Source organism: Paenibacillus sp. FSL H7-0943 (genome assembly GCF_037963265.1).
Lineage (GTDB): Bacteria > Bacillota > Bacilli > Paenibacillales > Paenibacillaceae > Paenibacillus_AQ > Paenibacillus_AQ odorifer.
Window position 1 is genome coordinate 4178819 of record NZ_CP150148.1, and the last position, 16346, is coordinate 4195164.

16 protein-coding genes are annotated in these 16346 nt (G+C 46.0%); all 16 read right to left on the bottom strand.

Annotation, left to right across the window (positions count from 1 at the left end; all coding sequences use genetic code 11):
- Nucleotides 1-147: 147 nt before the first annotated feature.
- A complete protein-coding gene (locus NSQ55_RS18200) occupies nt 148-744 on the bottom strand; it encodes a dipicolinate synthase subunit B (RefSeq protein ID WP_036688443.1) in 597 nt (198 codons plus the stop codon).
- Between the two features lies 1 nt (nt 745).
- A complete protein-coding gene (dpsA, locus tag NSQ55_RS18205; protein WP_076182605.1) occupies nt 746-1642 on the bottom strand; it encodes a dipicolinate synthase subunit DpsA in 897 nt (298 codons plus the stop codon).
- A gap of 537 nt (nt 1643-2179) precedes the next feature.
- Nucleotides 2180-2626: a dUTP diphosphatase gene (gene dut, locus NSQ55_RS18210; protein ID WP_172628834.1), complete on the bottom strand. Its 447-nt coding sequence runs from the start codon at nt 2624-2626 to the stop codon at nt 2180-2182.
- Entirely contained in the window at nt 2601-3869 is a 1269-nt protein-coding gene (locus NSQ55_RS18215; RefSeq protein ID WP_076190912.1) for a pitrilysin family protein, read from the bottom strand. Before NSQ55_RS18215 ends, dut begins: the two co-directional genes overlap by 26 nt.
- Before the next feature lie 78 nt (nt 3870-3947).
- A complete protein-coding gene (locus NSQ55_RS18220) occupies nt 3948-4931 on the bottom strand; it encodes a polysaccharide deacetylase family protein (RefSeq protein ID WP_076182607.1) in 984 nt (327 codons plus the stop codon).
- A gap of 235 nt (nt 4932-5166) precedes the next feature.
- A complete protein-coding gene (gene pnp, locus NSQ55_RS18225; protein ID WP_076127850.1) occupies nt 5167-7269 on the bottom strand; it encodes a polyribonucleotide nucleotidyltransferase in 2103 nt (700 codons plus the stop codon).
- A gap of 292 nt (nt 7270-7561) precedes the next feature.
- Entirely contained in the window at nt 7562-7831 is a 270-nt protein-coding gene (rpsO, locus tag NSQ55_RS18230; protein ID WP_036656390.1) for a 30S ribosomal protein S15, read from the bottom strand.
- Nucleotides 7832-7979: 148 nt separating this feature from the next.
- On the bottom strand, nt 7980-8927 hold the full coding sequence (locus NSQ55_RS18235) for a bifunctional riboflavin kinase/FAD synthetase (protein ID WP_076127848.1): 948 nt from the start codon (nt 8925-8927) through the stop codon (nt 7980-7982).
- Between the two features lie 37 nt (nt 8928-8964).
- Nucleotides 8965-9879, bottom strand: coding sequence for a tRNA pseudouridine(55) synthase TruB (gene truB / locus NSQ55_RS18240; protein ID WP_339168425.1), 915 nt, complete (start codon nt 9877-9879; stop codon nt 8965-8967).
- The gene (locus NSQ55_RS18245) at nt 9876-10853 is read right to left on the bottom strand and encodes a bifunctional oligoribonuclease/PAP phosphatase NrnA (RefSeq protein ID WP_076106341.1); all 978 of its coding nucleotides are present in this window, start codon (nt 10851-10853) and stop codon (nt 9876-9878) included. The genes truB and NSQ55_RS18245 overlap by 4 nt, the downstream gene beginning before the upstream one ends.
- 72 nt (nt 10854-10925) lie before the next feature.
- Nucleotides 10926-11273 carry a 30S ribosome-binding factor RbfA gene (rbfA, locus tag NSQ55_RS18250; RefSeq protein WP_076127845.1) on the bottom strand — a complete coding sequence of 116 codons (348 nt, stop codon included), beginning with the start codon at nt 11271-11273 and terminating at the stop codon, nt 10926-10928.
- Nucleotides 11274-11291: 18 nt separating this feature from the next.
- Nucleotides 11292-13952 carry a translation initiation factor IF-2 gene (infB, locus tag NSQ55_RS18255; RefSeq protein ID WP_076127844.1) on the bottom strand — a complete coding sequence of 887 codons (2661 nt, stop codon included), beginning with the start codon at nt 13950-13952 and terminating at the stop codon, nt 11292-11294.
- Entirely contained in the window at nt 13945-14268 is a 324-nt protein-coding gene (locus NSQ55_RS18260) for a YlxQ family RNA-binding protein (protein WP_036688466.1), read from the bottom strand. The genes infB and NSQ55_RS18260 overlap by 8 nt, the downstream gene beginning before the upstream one ends.
- A complete protein-coding gene (locus NSQ55_RS18265) occupies nt 14261-14569 on the bottom strand; it encodes a YlxR family protein (RefSeq protein ID WP_036688467.1) in 309 nt (102 codons plus the stop codon). Before NSQ55_RS18265 ends, NSQ55_RS18260 begins: the two co-directional genes overlap by 8 nt.
- Nucleotides 14570-14597: 28 nt before the next feature.
- Complete coding sequence (nusA, locus tag NSQ55_RS18270; RefSeq protein WP_036688470.1) at nt 14598-15695, bottom strand: transcription termination factor NusA; 1098 nt, start codon at nt 15693-15695, stop codon at nt 14598-14600.
- A gap of 26 nt (nt 15696-15721) precedes the next feature.
- On the bottom strand, nt 15722-16189 hold the full coding sequence (gene rimP / locus NSQ55_RS18275) for a ribosome maturation factor RimP (RefSeq protein ID WP_076182620.1): 468 nt from the start codon (nt 16187-16189) through the stop codon (nt 15722-15724).
- Nucleotides 16190-16346: the final 157 nt, after the last annotated feature.

Consider the following 16346-nt stretch of genomic DNA (forward strand, 5'->3'; position numbering starts at 1 on the left):
TGAGGACGGTAGCAATACTGCTTATATTTTTTTGATAGCAATGAACTTAGCTGGTTCCACTACGTTATCTTGGCATTTCTCATTGCTCATTTGGTGCATCTCCCCTTTTATTGTCCACAACAAAATCAGCCGAGCTCTGTCAATTTTCTATGCTGAATGAAACCGTTCGATGATCATCGGCTGTAGTTGTTTACCTTGCAAAGCGGCATAGCAAGCTTCCGGGATAAGATCCATGCGTGCCACGAGCGAGTTAGGTTTACCCTCAGGGTTATCTTGACCGAATGGTACAAAATAAATATGTTTAGCCACCAGAAGCTTAGCAATATTTGCGGCATTTAGGCCCAATCCATCATTTGTAGATATCGCTAGAACTAGTGGACGTCCGTTGCGCATCTGTGATTTAGCTGCCATTAGCACGGGACTATCCGTCATGGCATTAGCCAGTTTACTCGTTGTATTTCCTGTGCAAGGTGCTATTGTCAGCACATCCAGCAGCTTGGAAGGACCCAGCGGCTCCGCTTCAACAATTGTAGAAATGATATCATTCCCTGTTATATCTTTCAACTGTTTTAACCAATTTTGCGATGTCCCAAAGCGGGTGTCTGTTCCTAGTACAGAGGCAGAAACTATAGGTACTACGTTTGCTCCCCCGTCTACGAAGCGCTGAATTTGTGGCATTACCTCAGCAAAAGTGCAATGAGATCCAGTGATCGCATACCCTACTGTTTTTCCGTGCCAATCCATTTTATTCGTCCCCCTTGATTAAAGCCTCGTCCGAAATCGACTGTACCAGCGCATTTGCCATAATAATCCCAGCGCTTTTTGGAGCTACAATGCCAGGGAGTCCTGGAGCCAGCATCGCCTTAATCCCACGTTTCTCAGCATAACGAAAGTCACAGCCGCCTGGTGCAGATGCCAGATCAATAATTACGCAATGCGGCGCAAGCCGCGAGAGCACCTGCGCGGTGATGATCATACTTGGTATCGTGTTAAATATAAGATCCACATCCGGTACGTGAAGCAGCAGCTCATTGGTCATAAAAGGCTTCCAGCCCATTTCCTCAGCACGTGCATAATGTTCTTGTTTTCTGACACCAACCTTTACACTGGCCCCCAGTCCCTGTAGACTTCGAGCCATTGTAAATCCAGTTCTACCTAAACCCAGCACCATTGACTTCGAGCTGTGAATTGTAAAATCCGTGTTCTGAATGGCCATTACCAGCGCTCCCTCCGCTGTCGGGATAGAGTTGTAAATAGCCACATCATCACGATTAAGCAGTTCGATTAACTTCAGTGAGTGCTTGGTACACATCCCGCGCAAGTAACTTTTAGCCATACCGGTATACACTAAACAATCGGATGGCAGCGCAGTGAAATGCTCCTCCAGAATCGTTAAACGCTCAGAAGAAAATAGAGCACTAATATTTCCTTCATCATCACAGCCTACCGTAGGCAACACTAATACATCTGCATTACTCAGCAGCTCTACCGTCAATTGTTCCAGGCTCACCCCTGGGCTAGGGGCCTCCCACTTATCGAACCCGGCAGCGCTTACCGTCGCATCCAATTCCACACATTTCCGAATCACTTCAAGCTGTCTCGCGTCCCCGCCCAGGAACACGATCCTGACGCCAGTAAGCATAGGGATGACGCTCCTTTCAACATACACTATCGACTATAAAGCATCTTATGCTGGGCATAGTTAATGGGTGAAGAGCGGAAATGAAATCCCCGGCACGCAAGGCTGATGATGAACTAATGGGTTACGGGTTACGGCTGATGAGTTAAGGACCTAGATGCAACTATTTGTGTATTTTTTGCCTTTTAGGAGGAGTTTCGGACTGGAGAGTTCTTATTCGATGTAAACAGGCTCGATATCAGGTGTTTTTGATCAAATAGTGACACTGGGGTCCGAAAACAGCCGAATTAAGCAGAATTGTTATAAATAAGAGCACTGGGATCCGATAGGGGCTTCGTCTTTACTTTGACAGTAGGGTTAGAGTAGTGGCAGAGCGCCAATGAAAATGCTGAGTTTATTCGATGGGGAAGTCGGGGTTAGTTGTATAACAATCGAAGAAATTAAAGTTTTGGATAATTAACTCTGCATAATAAAAAAAGCTCACGAATCATGCCTTGGGCATGAATTCGTAAGCTTTTTAAATGAATTGTAACAACAATCTTACTTGCCAGTATGGCCAAAGCCTCCGGCTCCGCGTTGTGTTTCGGATAACTCTTCCACTTCCACCAAATTAACCACTGGAACGGCTTGAAATACCATTTGGGCAATCCGCTCATTGCGAGCGATAGCAAAAGGCTCCTGCCCCAGATTGATCAAGAGCACTTTGATCTCTCCGCGGTAATCGGCGTCTATAGTTCCAGGTGTATTCAAGCAGGTAATCCCGTGCTTCAAGGCCAGTCCACTACGCGGACGGATCTGCGCTTCAAGCCCCTCTGGCATAGCCAGTGAAATCCCTGTTGGAATTAATGCCCGCTCTCCTGGTGCAAGTACAATTTCACCCGCAACGGCAGCATAAAGATCATAACCGGAAGCTTGCTCCGACATTTTACAAGGAAGATTTACATCCTCGTTTCCAGCAAGTTTATTGATTTGTACGTAATAAGACAAGATCATCTCTCCTAACATTTGCAATAGCTTTATCTGATGAGCCTACCATCGCTAAAGAAAGCGGCTCCGCGAACATATGGTCCAGCACACTGTTGATATTGTCCATCGTCACTAGCTGAATTTTGGCGATCATATCGTCCAATGTATTATGTCTTCCGAGCATAAGTTCATTTTTTCCGATACGGTTCATTCGGCTGCTAGTGCTTTCGAGACTAAGAATGAGGCTGCCTTTAAGCTGCTCCTTACCTTTTCTCAGCTCATCTTCACTGAGGCCGTTGGTAGCAAGTTCGTACATCATTTCCTTGATTAACTCCATGACATCCTTTGTTTGCTTGGGCGCTGTTCCAGCATAGACCGTAAACAGACCAGAATCTGCCTGGGAGCTGTGATAGGAATACACCGAATAAGCTAATCCGCGCTTTTCACGAATTTCCTGGAACATGCGGGAGCTCATCCCTCCGCCTACGGCATTATTAATCAGCACCATAGCATACTGCAGGGGATCGCCAGAACGGACACCTGGTAAGGAAAGACAGATGTGATTCTGCTCTGTTTTCTTGCGGTGAAATAAGAGCTCTCCATAGTAATCTGGTGGGGTCAGCGGCGCACTTGTACCATGATTATCAAAAGAACCAAAATGCTGTTCCAGCAGTTCAATCAATCCATCACTAATGTTGCCGGCAACGCTTATAACCGTATTCTCAATCGTGTATTGTTCCTTCATATACGCCCGAAGATCATCCGGCTTCATCTCCATTAGCCGTTCCTTCAAGCCGAGGATGGAATACGCAAGCGGATGGTCCTTGTAGGCAGCAGCACACATCAAATCATGCACAAGATCATCCGGCGTGTCCTCGCACATGGAAATTTCCTCAAGGATGACATTCTTTTCTTTCTCCAGCTCTTCAGCGTCCATCCGTGAACGGAAGAACATATCCGCTAACACATCTATAGCGATAGGCAGATGCTCATCCAATACTTTAGCATAATAACATGTATATTCCTTTGAGGTAAACGCATTTACATTGCCGCCGATGGCGTCAAACTGCTCAGCAATATCCTTGGCGCTGTACCGATCCGTACCTTTAAAAAGCATATGTTCTACAAAATGGGATATCCCGTTGTTTCCAGGATGTTCATTCCGAGAGCCTGTCTTTACCCAGATTCCGAAAGAAACGGACCGGCCGGTCGGGATTTTCTCCATTACCACTCGTAAACCATTGGATAACACTATTTTTTCCACTTCAAGTCCTCCTGGCTAATAGCCATGTTCTATCTAATTTAATTACACGTGCCTATAATCCTACCAGAAATACATCTCTCACTCAACATTAGAGGGGATTAGCCGCTCTGCTGAGAGTGTTTGACTAACTGTGCCTAGCTGTAACCCTTTTGCTTTGATTCCACGTATCATGGCCTTCAGAGCTTTGGAGGATGCGGCTGTGGGATGCATTAGGACTAGAGTGCCGGGTTCCGCTTTGCTTGTGATTTTGGCAACCACAGATTCAGGAGACGGATTTCGCCAATCTACGGTATCTACGGTCCATAGTACGGTTTTGAGCCCTAAGCTGCCTGCAATTTCTACCGTCTCCTGATCGAAATCACCAGAAGGGGGGGCGAACCATTTATTAGTGACTCCAAGCGATTCCTTTAACAGCTTTTGTGTCTTCTCAATTTCTACAGTAGCTCGTGCACGACTTAAAGTACTCATATTAGGGTGGGTATAAGCGTGATTCTCCATCTCATGACCGCGTTTTAGCATTTCTTTAGCCAGTTCCGGGTTTTTACTCAGCCAGCTCCCATCCAGAAAAAACGTAACTTTAACGTTCTCTTCATCCAAAACATCCAACATTGGCACAATGTACTCATTTCCCCACGCCACATTAATCATCAGCGATACCATCGGCTTAGCCGGATTCCCACGATATATGGGTTCAGCCCCCAGTTGATTCAGGGATATCTGTGGTTCGATCTGCCGATACACAAATTTTATAGGTTCTTTTGGTGCCAAAAGAGCATTCCGATATGTACTCTCTACATCAATTTCAAGCCCGTTATAACCCGGAATCGCCTTCCATACCCGATCAACCACAGCATTCACTGGAGGGGCATTAAGCTTGGCTGCGGCGGTCTCAATCCGTGCCCGAAGATCATTGTTCTCCGCCTTAGAAATATCCTTCCACACAGCTAGGTCATCCTGCGGCTTCAATTGCGCAAGCATGTCCTTTACCGGTCCCTGAGTGCTGCCAATTCCTATCACGATCGCAATACAAGCAACCACTAAAGCCACTTTTTCCGTCTTCATGACGACTTCCTCCCCGGTAGAAACGACTTGTAGTCCGTTCCACACGAATACAAAGACACTTTGTCCCAATCTATGAGACAAGAGAGGAATTTATGTCATAAGAACAGAGGCCAGATGCGTGATAGTGATGCACATTACTTTATTTCATATAAAAAAAGAGCCAGAACGCAATCGCTTCTGTCTCCTTTTATTATGCTATTAGGTACTTTAGAAAAGGTACCTCTACAATCGAAACTTAAGCTTTAGCTCCAGTTTCCGAAGTCAATACCGCTTTACGCGACAGGTTAACCCGGCCTTGTTGGTCGATTTCGGTAACTTTAACGGTAATTGTATCCCCGACAGCTACAACATCTTCAACCTTAGCTACGCGCTCAGTAGACAATTGGGAAATGTGTACCAATCCGTCTTTACCCGGAATTAGTTCAACAAATGCTCCAAATTTCTCAATACGTCTAACTGTACCCACATAGATTTCTCCAACTTGTACTTCACGCACAAGTCCTTCGATAATCGAACGCGCCTTTTGGATCATTTCTTCATCTGAAGAACCGATAAAGACACGGCCATCTTGTTCGATGTCGATTTTTACGCCGGTTTCTTCAATAATTTTATTGATAATCTTACCGCCAGCACCGATAACATCACGGATTTTGTCCGGATTGATGTTGATAATAATGATTTTTGGAGCATATTTGGACAGATTAGGTCTTGGCGCAGAGATCGCTTCATTCATTTTGTCCAAGATGAACAGACGGCCTTCTTTAGCCTGCTGAAGTGCATCCTGAAGAATTTTGCGGTCGATACCGGCAATCTTAATGTCCATTTGAATAGCTGTAACACCTTCTGCTGTACCAGCTACCTTGAAGTCCATATCTCCGAGATGATCTTCCATACCTTGAATATCCGTCAGGATGGAGACATGCTCTCCGTCTTTGATCAGACCCATTGCTACTCCGGCTACAGGTGCTTTGATTGGCACACCAGCGTCCATCATAGCCAGAATGCTGGCACAGATACTTGCCTGGGAAGTAGAACCGTTAGATTCAATCGCTTCTGATACTAGACGAATCGTGTACGGGAATTCAGTTTCACTAGGAATAACCTTGGATAATGCACGTTCTCCAAGTGCTCCATGACCGATTTCACGGCGTCCTGGTGCTCTAAGCGGACGAGCTTCCCCTACGCTGAACGGCGGGAAGTTGTAATGGTGCATGAAACGTTTCGTTTCAGTAGGATCGATTCCGTCAAGAATTTGCACATCACCTAGTGCCCCAAGAGTACAAACGCTAAGGATTTGTGTTTGTCCACGTGTAAACAGACCGGAACCGTGTGTACGCGGTAACAGACTTGTATCACATTCAATCGGACGGATTTCATCAAGTTTACGTCCATCTGGACGAACCTTATCATGTGTGATTAGACGTCTTACTTCATCCTTCACGATATCATGTAGGACTTCTTTAACATCTTTCAGAAGCTCCGGTGCTTCTATGTACTTCTCTACGAAATACGCAACCGCTTCATCATTAACGACATCAATCGCTTCCTGACGCGCATGTTTTTCAGCTATTTTAACGGCTTCCACCAGACGAGCCTCAGCAAATGCACGGACCTCAGTATTCACGTCAGCATTCACTGTATGCAGCTTCACAGCCATTTTTTCTTTACCAGCCACTTTAACCAGTTCTTCAATGGTTGCAACGATCTTGCGGATTTCATCATGACCGAACATAATCGCTTCGAGCATCACATCTTCCGTCACTTCGTTCGCTTCTGCTTCAACCATCATGATTGCATCCTTCGTTCCAGCAACCACCACATAAACATCACTGATTGCTTGCTGAGACATATCCGGATTGATCACAAACTCTCCATTAATCCGACCTACAGCAACGCCGCCGATGGGTCCATCAAAAGGCACATCGGAAATACTTAGTGCTGCTGAAGTACCGATCATAGCAGCAATATCTGGTGCGCAGTCCTGATCCACACTCATTACCATGTTTAATACCTGAACATCGTTACGGAATCCTTCAGGGAATAGTGGTCTGATTGGACGGTCTGTCAAACGGCTTGACAGAATCGCTTTCTCACTCGGTCTACCTTCCCGTTTAATAAATCCGCCAGGAATTTTACCTACCGCATATAATCTTTCCTCATAGTTAACTGTAAGCGGGAAAAAATCCAGATCCTTAGGCTCTTTTGAAGCCGTAACGGTACATAATACCGAAGTATCCCCGTAACGCACCATAACGGCTGCGTTTGCTTGTTTAGCCAGGCGGCCCGTTTCCAGCACAAGGCGTCTTCCACCCAGCTGCATTTCTACACGTTTTTCCATAAATACCTCCTTGAATAGTAGTAGACCCGCAGTCTAAAATAGCAGGTTCACATATCGATCTAAATGAATTGGAAAGGCTTGTCCCAAAGGAGGCTGCCTATTCTGTATGCATATAAGAAGAAACGGCTGGGCTTTACTGAAAAGTAAAGTCGCCGTTTTTGCGAATAATCTCATCGATCCTAATATTAAGTTTTCCCTAAATTTTCAAAAAGCAACCCAGCTGTCCCGCTGTCGCTCCGAGAAGGACATACGGTATACAACCAGGCTGCTTTAAGAGTAATCTTATGGAAAATTAACGACGCAATCCCAGTCTTTCGATCAGGGCGCTGTAACGTCTGATGTCTTTGTTTTTCAAATACGCCAGAAGTTTACGACGTTGTCCAACCATTTTCAACAATCCACGACGGGAGTGATGATCTTTCTTGTGCGTACGCAAGTGGTCAGTCAAATTAACGATGTTCTCCGTTAGGATAGCAACTTGCACCTCAGGGGATCCAGTATCGGATTCGTGAGTTTTGTGCTCGTCGATCAATTGATGTTTACGTTCTTGAGTTAATGCCATCCTGTTCACCTCCTTCAATATAATCGCCACTAGCCTCGTCACCGTCGGTGAGAACGTGCAACCAAGCTAAGGTTATGATGCTGTAAGCCAGCAACGTTACTTAGTATAGCATCTCCATTAACAAAAGTAAACGGCTTGTCCGGGATGACTATAAATTATACTCCAGAATCTTCTTCGCGGTTTCTGCATCCTCGCCAATCTGAGTAATCAATGCTCCAATGGAGTCAAACTTCCGTTCTGGACGAATGTAAGCTACCAATTCTACCTTAAGCTCTTGATCATACAGGTCACCCTCGAAGTCAAAAAGATGAACCTCAAAGCTTGGAGTTAACACACCCTCATGAAAGGTTGGTTTAACACCCACATTCATAACCCCGTACAGAACTTTATCCTTATAAAAGACTCGGACCGCATATACACCTTTGGTCGGAATGACAAAATGATCACTGAGCTTCAAATTGGCAGTTGGAAAACCAATTGTGCGGCCTCTCTTCTCACCATGCCCCACTTCACCACGCAGATGATAGCAACGTCCGAACCAGGAGTTTGCCAGCCCCAGATCTCCATTTTGGAGACTTTTACGAATGCCGGAGCTGCTAACCTTTTCACCTTCAAGCAGAAAAGGAGGAGCAACTTCCACATTCATAACACCTTCACCCAGTTTGCGAAGCATCTCAACATCGCCTTCACCTTGGTAGCCAAAGCGAAAGTCAAAGCCAACAACTGCTGTTACAATATGTAGCGGTAAAAGCATAACAGAGACAAAATTCTGTGGACTAACCCGGGAAAGCTGCTCATTAAATTCAACAACATACAGGATATCGACACCCATGCTGGCAAGAATCTCTTGCTTTTCAAAGGGTGGCGTCAAGTACCCTTCATAATCTCCCTTACCCATAACATCTTTGGGATGAGGATGAAATGTAAGGACTGCAGCCGGCACACCTTGTTTACGGGCTAAGGCTACAGCGGATGTAATGACGCTGGCATGTCCACGATGCAGGCCGTCAAACTGCCCTAGAGCAGCCACTTGAGGTTGTGCCCATTCGGCAGCAGTCTCCGGCGACATCGGATAGGTTAACGTTACGGTTCTCACGCTGTTTCTCACCTACAATTCACTTGGTAAAATTGATTTAAGCTTGTGCAAACACCTTTACTGGGGCAATAGCACCTGTCTCTTCCAGCTCATAAATGCCAAGAAACAATCCCTGAAGATCGTATAGCCGAATTTGACCTGTTGTCTTCACTTCTGGAGCAATGAACCGCGAAGACAAACGTTGACCCTGCAGTGCTGCCTTCTTCTTCTCATCCATAACGGTATGCTTAGGCAAATGCGAAATTGCCTCATCAGCAGCGATTAAATGATCTTCCAATGTTCCGGCTTCCTTGTGCGCGGCAATATCCTCAAGGGATAAGCAATGGCTGGCAGAAATTCCTGCCGACATTGTTCTCTCCAGCTTCACCATTACACCCGGCAGTCCAAGCGCACGACCGATATCTACACAAAGTGTACGAATATACGTGCCTTTGGAGCATAATACCCGGAAAGTGATGTCGGGATGATTACCTTCCCAATTCATATCCGTCATTTCGATTTCATAAATCTCTACTTCGCGACTTTTCCGTTCAACGGTTTTGCCTTCTCTAGCCAATTCATAAAGACGTTTGCCGTCGACTTTCACCGCAGAGTACATGGGAGGAACCTGAGAAATTACGCCTTTGAAAGAGGCAAGCACTGCAAGAATCTCTTCCTCAGTTACATGAACCTCATCAACAGTTTCCGTAATGGTTCCAGTTAAGTCTTCAGTATCACTGGACATCCCCAGTCTCAGTGTTGCCACATATTCTTTGGGCAGCTCCTGAATATACTCCACAACGCGAGTCGCACGTCCCAGACAAAGCGGCAATACACCAGTCACTTGGGGATCTAGTGTCCCCGTATGACCAATTCGTTTCATGCCGAGAATCCGACGTGCCTTGGCTACAACATCATGTGAAGTGAAGCCTGCCGGTTTATAAACCGCCAGAACACCTTCTAATTCACTCATAAATGACGTCTTACCTCCTCAAGCACCTGAGCTATTGCCTCTTCAAGCGTAGCTTCTATACGCGCACCTGCAGCACGGGTATGACCGCCGCCTCCAAACGTTTGCGCCAATGCAGCCACGTCAACTTTACCGGCAGAACGCAGGCTAACCTTGACCGCATGTTCGTGAATAACTTTAAAAAGAATGCCTACTTCCACGCCCCGAATATTACGAGGGTAGTTTACGATTCCTTCCAAATCTTCATTAGCAGCAGCACATTCGATCATATGCTCGGGTGTAACATATAGCCAGGCAATATCTCCTTCAGGAGATAATTCCAGCGTATTTAAGGCTTTATTTAATATTTTAACCTGTGGCAGCGTCATTTCTTCAAGCAATGTCTCAGCGAGTTCAGGACCGTTAACCCCAAGGGATAATAGCTCAGATACAGCTGCCATTACTTTTGGTGATGTGTTGGTATAACGAAAACCACCGGTATCTGTTAACAGACCCGTATATATAGCTGTGGCGATATCAATATCCCATTCGATCTCGAATGTCTTCAGCAGGTCGAACAAAATTTCCGCTGTCGCAGCTGCATCCGGTTTGATTAAATTAACGAATCCATAACCGTTATTTGTTGGATGGTGATCAATGTTCAGGATAAGAGCCTCATTCGCAAAATAGCGATTTGTCAGCCCTACTCGCTGAAAATCCGCACAATCCACACAGATGACGTTGCTGTATTGACGGGGCGGTTCACTAGAGGCCATATTGATGATTTCATCCGAATGCCATAGGTATTCCATTCGCTTCGGGATCGGTCCTTCATTCAGCATAGTATATTTTTTGCCCAGACATGAGAGAAGCCAGCCCACCGCAAGGGTGGAGCTGACTGCATCTCCGTCCGGCTGAACATGCGACACTACAAGGTAATCGTCGTGTTCCAGCAGAAACTCACGGGTCTGCTGGAGACTTTGTTCATAGCTCTGCATTCGCCGTCTCCTTTTTAAAGGTTGTTCAAAATAGCATAACGCTATTTTGAACCCCACTTTAATCACTTATTTCTAATCGTTCTTATGAAGCTCTCCAAGAAGCTTCTCAATATGACTGCCATAAGCGACAGATTCGTCGAACTTGAAGATCAGCTCCGGTGTATGCCGAAGGCGAATGGCCTTGCCAAGCTCTGAGCGAAGAAAACCATTGGCTTTCTCAATCGCTTTAAGCGAGTCTGACTTCTGCTCTTCATCCCCGAACACGCTTAGGTATACCTTGGCTTGCGATAGATCGTTAGTCACGTCTACGCCAGTTACAGTTACAAAACCGATTCGAGGGTCTTTCAGACCGCTTTGGATAAGTTGACTAAGCTCTTTCTTGATCTGCTCGCCCACTCGTCCTGCTCTAATTTTAGACATCTATATTCACCTCTTCGCTTAGCGCTCTACAGTTTCCATAAGAAACGCTTCGATAATGTCGCCCTCTTGGACGTCATTATAGCGTTCCAAAGTTATGCCACATTCATAACCTTGCGCCACTTCTTTGGCATCATCTTTGAAACGTTTCAAAGTATCAACCTTACCTGTGAACACTACGATTCCGCTACGGATCAAGCGCATTTCAGCATTACGGGTAATTTTACCGGAAGTAACCATACATCCTGCAATGGTACCCACTTTGCTGATTTTGAACACGCTGCGAACTTCGGCGTGACCGATAACATTCTCTTTATAGATAGGATCGAGCATACCTTTCATGGCACTTTCGATTTCTTCAATTACATTGTAGATAATGTTGTGCAGACGAACATCTACTTTTTCTTGCTCAGCAGCTGCTTTGGTCTGTGCGTCTGGACGAACGTTAAAGCCGATAACGATAGCATTCGATGCTGCTGCAAGCGTAATATCGGATTCAGTAATTGCACCAGCACCGCTGTGAATGATCTTCACGCGTACGCCTTCCACTTCGATCTTAGCCAAGGATCCTTTAAGCGCCTCGACTGAACCTTGTACGTCAGCTTTGATAATCACGTTAAGGTCTTTGATCTCGCCATCTTTAATGTGCTGGAACAGATCATCCAAAGTTACACGGGTGTTCGTATTCAGCTCAGATTGACGTTGGGAAGTAGAACGTCTATCAGCAATCGCACGCGCTTTACGCTCATCTTCGAAAGCCATAAACGGATCTCCAGCTTGTGGTACCTCAGTCAAACCTGTAATTTCAACTGGAGTAGATGGTCCAGCTTCTTTGATCTTACGACCTTTATCATTGACCATCGCACGTACACGTCCGAAGCAGTTACCTGCTACAAAGGCATCGCCGACTTTCAACGTACCGTTCTGAACGAGTATACGAGCAACTGGTCCACGGGATTTATCAAGCTCAGCTTCTATAACAGTACCGCGTGCCCGTTTGTCAGGGTTCGCTTTGTACTCATTAACTTCAGCTACGAGCAGGATCATTTCCAGCAGTTCTTCCAAGTTAATACGTTGTTTCGCAGAGAGGTTAACGAAGATGGTATCTCCGCCCCACTCTTCAGGAACAAGTTCATAACTTGTAAGCTCTTGCTTCACCTTATCAGGATCTGCACCCGGTTTGTCGATTTTATTAACAGCGACAATAATCGGAAGTCCAGCAGCCTTAGCGTGTGCAATAGCTTCAACGGTCTGAGGCATAACACCGTCATCAGCAGCTACTACGATAATTGTCATATCCGTAACCTGTGCACCACGAGCACGCATAGCAGTAAATGCTTCGTGACCAGGTGTATCAAGGAACGTGATTTTCTTTTGGTTGATTTCGACTTGATAAGCACCGATGTGCTGAGTGATTCCGCCGGCTTCGCCTAGCGTCACATTGGTCGAACGAATAGCATCAAGTAGTGTAGTTTTACCATGGTCAACGTGACCCATAATAGTAACTACTGGAGGACGAGTCTGAAGATCCTCTTCATTGTCATTCTCTTCCACTGTTTCGAAGCTGTCCTCGTCAACAGGAATCTTCACTTCTACTTCTACGCCAAATTCAGCAGCGAGCAGCAAAATGGTGTCGATATCAAGTTCTTGGTTGATGGTAGCCATAACACCCATCGAAATCAGCTTTTTGATTACTTCAGAAGCATCCTTGTGAAGCAATTTCGCTGTTTCACCAACGGTCATGCTGCCACGAACGATGATTTTCTTAGGTGTGTTATCGATCTTCTCGCGGTGTACCATTGGCTGGTTCTTGCCACGGCCATTCTTACCACCACGACCGCGGTAGTTACCACCTTTACCATCATCGAAACGTCTTTGATTATTATTCGGTCTGCCACCAGTTGTGTTCTTTTTAGGACCTCTGTCATCACCGCGTGTGAAACCTCCGCCTGTGCCAGATTGACCTTGTGGACGGCTGTCAGTGCGTGGTGCACTGCTTTGTCCTTGCGGACGGCTGCCACTTGTGTTGCTGCCTTGTGGACGGCTTCCACCAGTGTTGCTGCCTTGTGGGCGGCTACCACCAGTATTGCTGCCTTGCGGACGGCTGCCACCGGTATTGCTACCTTGTGGACGGTTGCCGCCAGTATTACTGCTTTGCGGACGGCTGCCACCGGTATTGCTACCTTGTGGGCGATTGCCGCCAGTAGTGCTGCCTTGCGGGCGGCTGCTGCTAGTACTGCTAGTACTGTTAGTACGTGGAGCACCGCTTTGTTGCGGACGTGCATTCTGCGTTGAACCTGTTTGTGTTCTGCGGGAATCTTGTCCGCTTTGGGGCCTTGGGGACGTCGTCGATTGGTTGTTGTTTTGGTTACTGTTCATACCTACCTGCTTTTCCTGTTGATTTTTGTTGGCATTCTGAGCACTTTGAGGTTCGGCTGTTACCGCACCGGTTGTTACCGGCCGGCTGCTGGTGCCGGTATCCCGCTTGGCTGCAGCGTTTGATTTGATATCCTTAAAGAACTGTTCAACTTTGTTCACGGATCCATTCTCCATGACACTCATATGATTATTCACAGGGACATTCAAACGCTTCAGAATAGTAATAATTTCTTTACTGCTCATGTTTAGTGACTTGGCGTATTCGTACACGCGCAATTTATCTTTGTTCTCTTCTTTAGTCAATAAATCCACCTCCGACAGTATCTCCGAGTTGCTTGGAGATCATTTCCGCGAATCCTTTATCCGTAATGGCCAGTACTACACGCTGGTCTTTACCAATACTTGCACCGAGTTCATCCCGGTGAAATGCGATTACTAGTGGAATATCGTAAGTTCCGCATTTATCACGGAACTTTTTTTGGGTATTATCTGAAGCGTCACCTGCCAGAACGACCAGCTTCGCCTCTGAAGACCGTACAGCTTTGAGTACAGCCTCGTCACCGGTGACTATCTTGCCTGCTCTCATGGCAAGCCCTAAATAAGAAAGCGCCTTACTCATTATCCTCACTATCCTTTGCTGCTAGAAACTGCTCTTCCACGGAAGTAAACTCCCGGGCTAGCTGGGCGTAGATTTCAGGACTCACTTGACATTTCAATGCACGGTCAAGTGCTTTGTTCTTTTGTGCCAGCTGAAAGCATTCAAGCTTGCCGCATATGTAAGCACCACGGCCTGACTTCTTGCCCGTCAGATCAATCAGCACTTCACCTTCAGGCGTTCTTACCACACGAATCAGCTCTTTTTTAGGCATCATCTCTTGGGTAGCAACGCATTTACGCAGCGGCACCTTTTTTTGTTTCATAACAAACGCCTCCCGTCAAGCAGGTTAATTAATCTATGGAGACGGAATCCTGATGCATTTCATCAATAGAAGATTTCGGTCTGCCGTATTCCTGCTCCGCTTGAGTTTCACTCTTGATATCAATCTTCCAGCCGGTAAGTTTAGCGGCAAGACGTGCATTTTGCCCTTTAATACCGATAGCCAGTGACAATTGATAATCAGGAACGATCACTCTCGCCATCTTCTCCGCTTCAAAGACTTGAACTTCAAGAACCTTTGAAGGGCTAAGTGCATTCGCAACATATTCCTGCACCAGATCAGAATAACGGACGATATCGATCTTCTCACCGCGAAGCTCAGTAACGATGGTCTGAACGCGTGTGCCTCTTGGACCTACGCAAGAACCAACGGGATCTACTTCTGGATTGCGGGAATACACAGCAATCTTCGAGCGGAAGCCAGCTTCACGGGCTACAGAACGAATCTCAACTACACCGTCAAATATTTCAGGAACTTCAAGCTCGAACAGACGCTTCAGTAATCCAGGATGACTGCGGGAGAGCATAATCTGCGGACCTTTTGTTGTATTCTCAACTTTTGTGATATAAGCCTTGATGCGTTCGCTTTGTTTGAACTTTTCACCTGGCATCAATTCGCTAAGCGGAAGAACCGCTTCGATTTTACCAAGATCAATGTAAATGTTCCGCATATCTTGACGTTGAACTAGTCCAGTAACGATATCATCTTCTTTGTCGATAAAAGCATTATAGATAAGTCCACGCTCTGCCTCGCGAATTCGTTGAGTTACAACCTGCTTAGCAGTCTGTGCGGCAATACGTCCAAAATCACGCGGTGTCACTTCAAGCTCAGCGATATCTTCCAGCTGGAAATGCGGGTTAATTTCTCTGGCTGCCGGCAATGAGATTTCAGTCCTTGTATCCAGGACCTCCTCAACAATTAACTTGCGGGCAAACACTTTAATGACACCTGTATTGCGATTCATGTCAACACGCACGTTCTGTGCTGCATTGAAATTACGTTTATAACTAGAGATCAGCGCCGCTTCAATCGCTTCAAACAGCACATCTTTACTGATGCCTCTCTCCCTCTCCAGCTCATTCATTGCTTCAATAAACTCCATACTCATGAATTTCCGGCCCCCCTTTCAAGACGTTAAAAAATAATGGCCAATCTCGCACTTGCGACCTTGGCGTACGGTACTACATGTTCTTTTTTGCCCGCGGAGATGAGCAGTTCCTCGTTCTCGAACGAGAGCAAACGACCTTCAAATTCTTTGAGTCCTTGAATCGGCTCATAAACAGTCACATACACGTCCTTACCTACCGCTTTAGCTACATCCGAAGCTTTTTTGAGAGGACGCTCTGCTCCCGGCGAGGAAACCTCAAGGAAATATGCCTCAGGAATAGGATCATTCTCATCTAACTTCTGACTGAAATATTCGCTAATGATCCCGCAGTCATCAATATCAATGCCGCCTTCTTTATCTACGAATATACGCAGAAACCAATTGGAGCCTTCCTTCACGTATTCAACGTCCACCAGTTCGAAACCATTGTCGTCGAGATAGGGCCCGAGCATCTGCTCTACCGTTTGTTTAATTTTAGATTTGGGTGTGCTCAAAAGAAAATTACCTCCACGAACTTGTCTTTTGCTATATACCAAAGATAAAGAGTGGGTTTCCCCACTCTTTACACAACGGACTTATCTCATTATTACCAAAGAAATTATACCATAGGGAAACTGGACTGACAAGTGCTAGCCCTTGACTCCCCCTTTG

Coding starts and splice junctions, on each gene's coding strand:
- NSQ55_RS18220 (WP_076182607.1), bottom strand. CDS start 4,931: ATGAAGACGGAAAAAGTGGCTTTAGTGGTTGCTTGTATTGCGATCGTG.
- rpsO (WP_036656390.1), bottom strand. CDS start 7,831: ATGGCATTAACTCAAGAACGTAAACATCAATTGATCGACGAGCACAAA.
- NSQ55_RS18200 (WP_036688443.1), bottom strand. CDS start 744: ATGGATTGGCACGGAAAAACAGTAGGGTATGCGATCACTGGATCTCAT.
- pnp (WP_076127850.1), bottom strand. CDS start 7,269: ATGGAAAAACGTGTAGAAATGCAGCTGGGTGGAAGACGCCTTGTGCTG.
- NSQ55_RS18265 (WP_036688467.1), bottom strand. CDS start 14,569: ATGAAACAAAAAAAGGTGCCGCTGCGTAAATGCGTTGCTACCCAAGAG.
- NSQ55_RS18260 (WP_036688466.1), bottom strand. CDS start 14,268: ATGAGTAAGGCGCTTTCTTATTTAGGGCTTGCCATGAGAGCAGGCAAG.
- nusA (WP_036688470.1), bottom strand. CDS start 15,695: ATGAGTATGGAGTTTATTGAAGCAATGAATGAGCTGGAGAGGGAGAGA.
- rbfA (WP_076127845.1), bottom strand. CDS start 11,273: ATGTCTAAAATTAGAGCAGGACGAGTGGGCGAGCAGATCAAGAAAGAG.
- NSQ55_RS18245 (WP_076106341.1), bottom strand. CDS start 10,853: ATGCAGAGCTATGAACAAAGTCTCCAGCAGACCCGTGAGTTTCTGCTG.
- truB (WP_339168425.1), bottom strand. CDS start 9,879: ATGAGTGAATTAGAAGGTGTTCTGGCGGTTTATAAACCGGCAGGCTTC.
- dpsA (WP_076182605.1), bottom strand. CDS start 1,642: ATGCTTACTGGCGTCAGGATCGTGTTCCTGGGCGGGGACGCGAGACAG.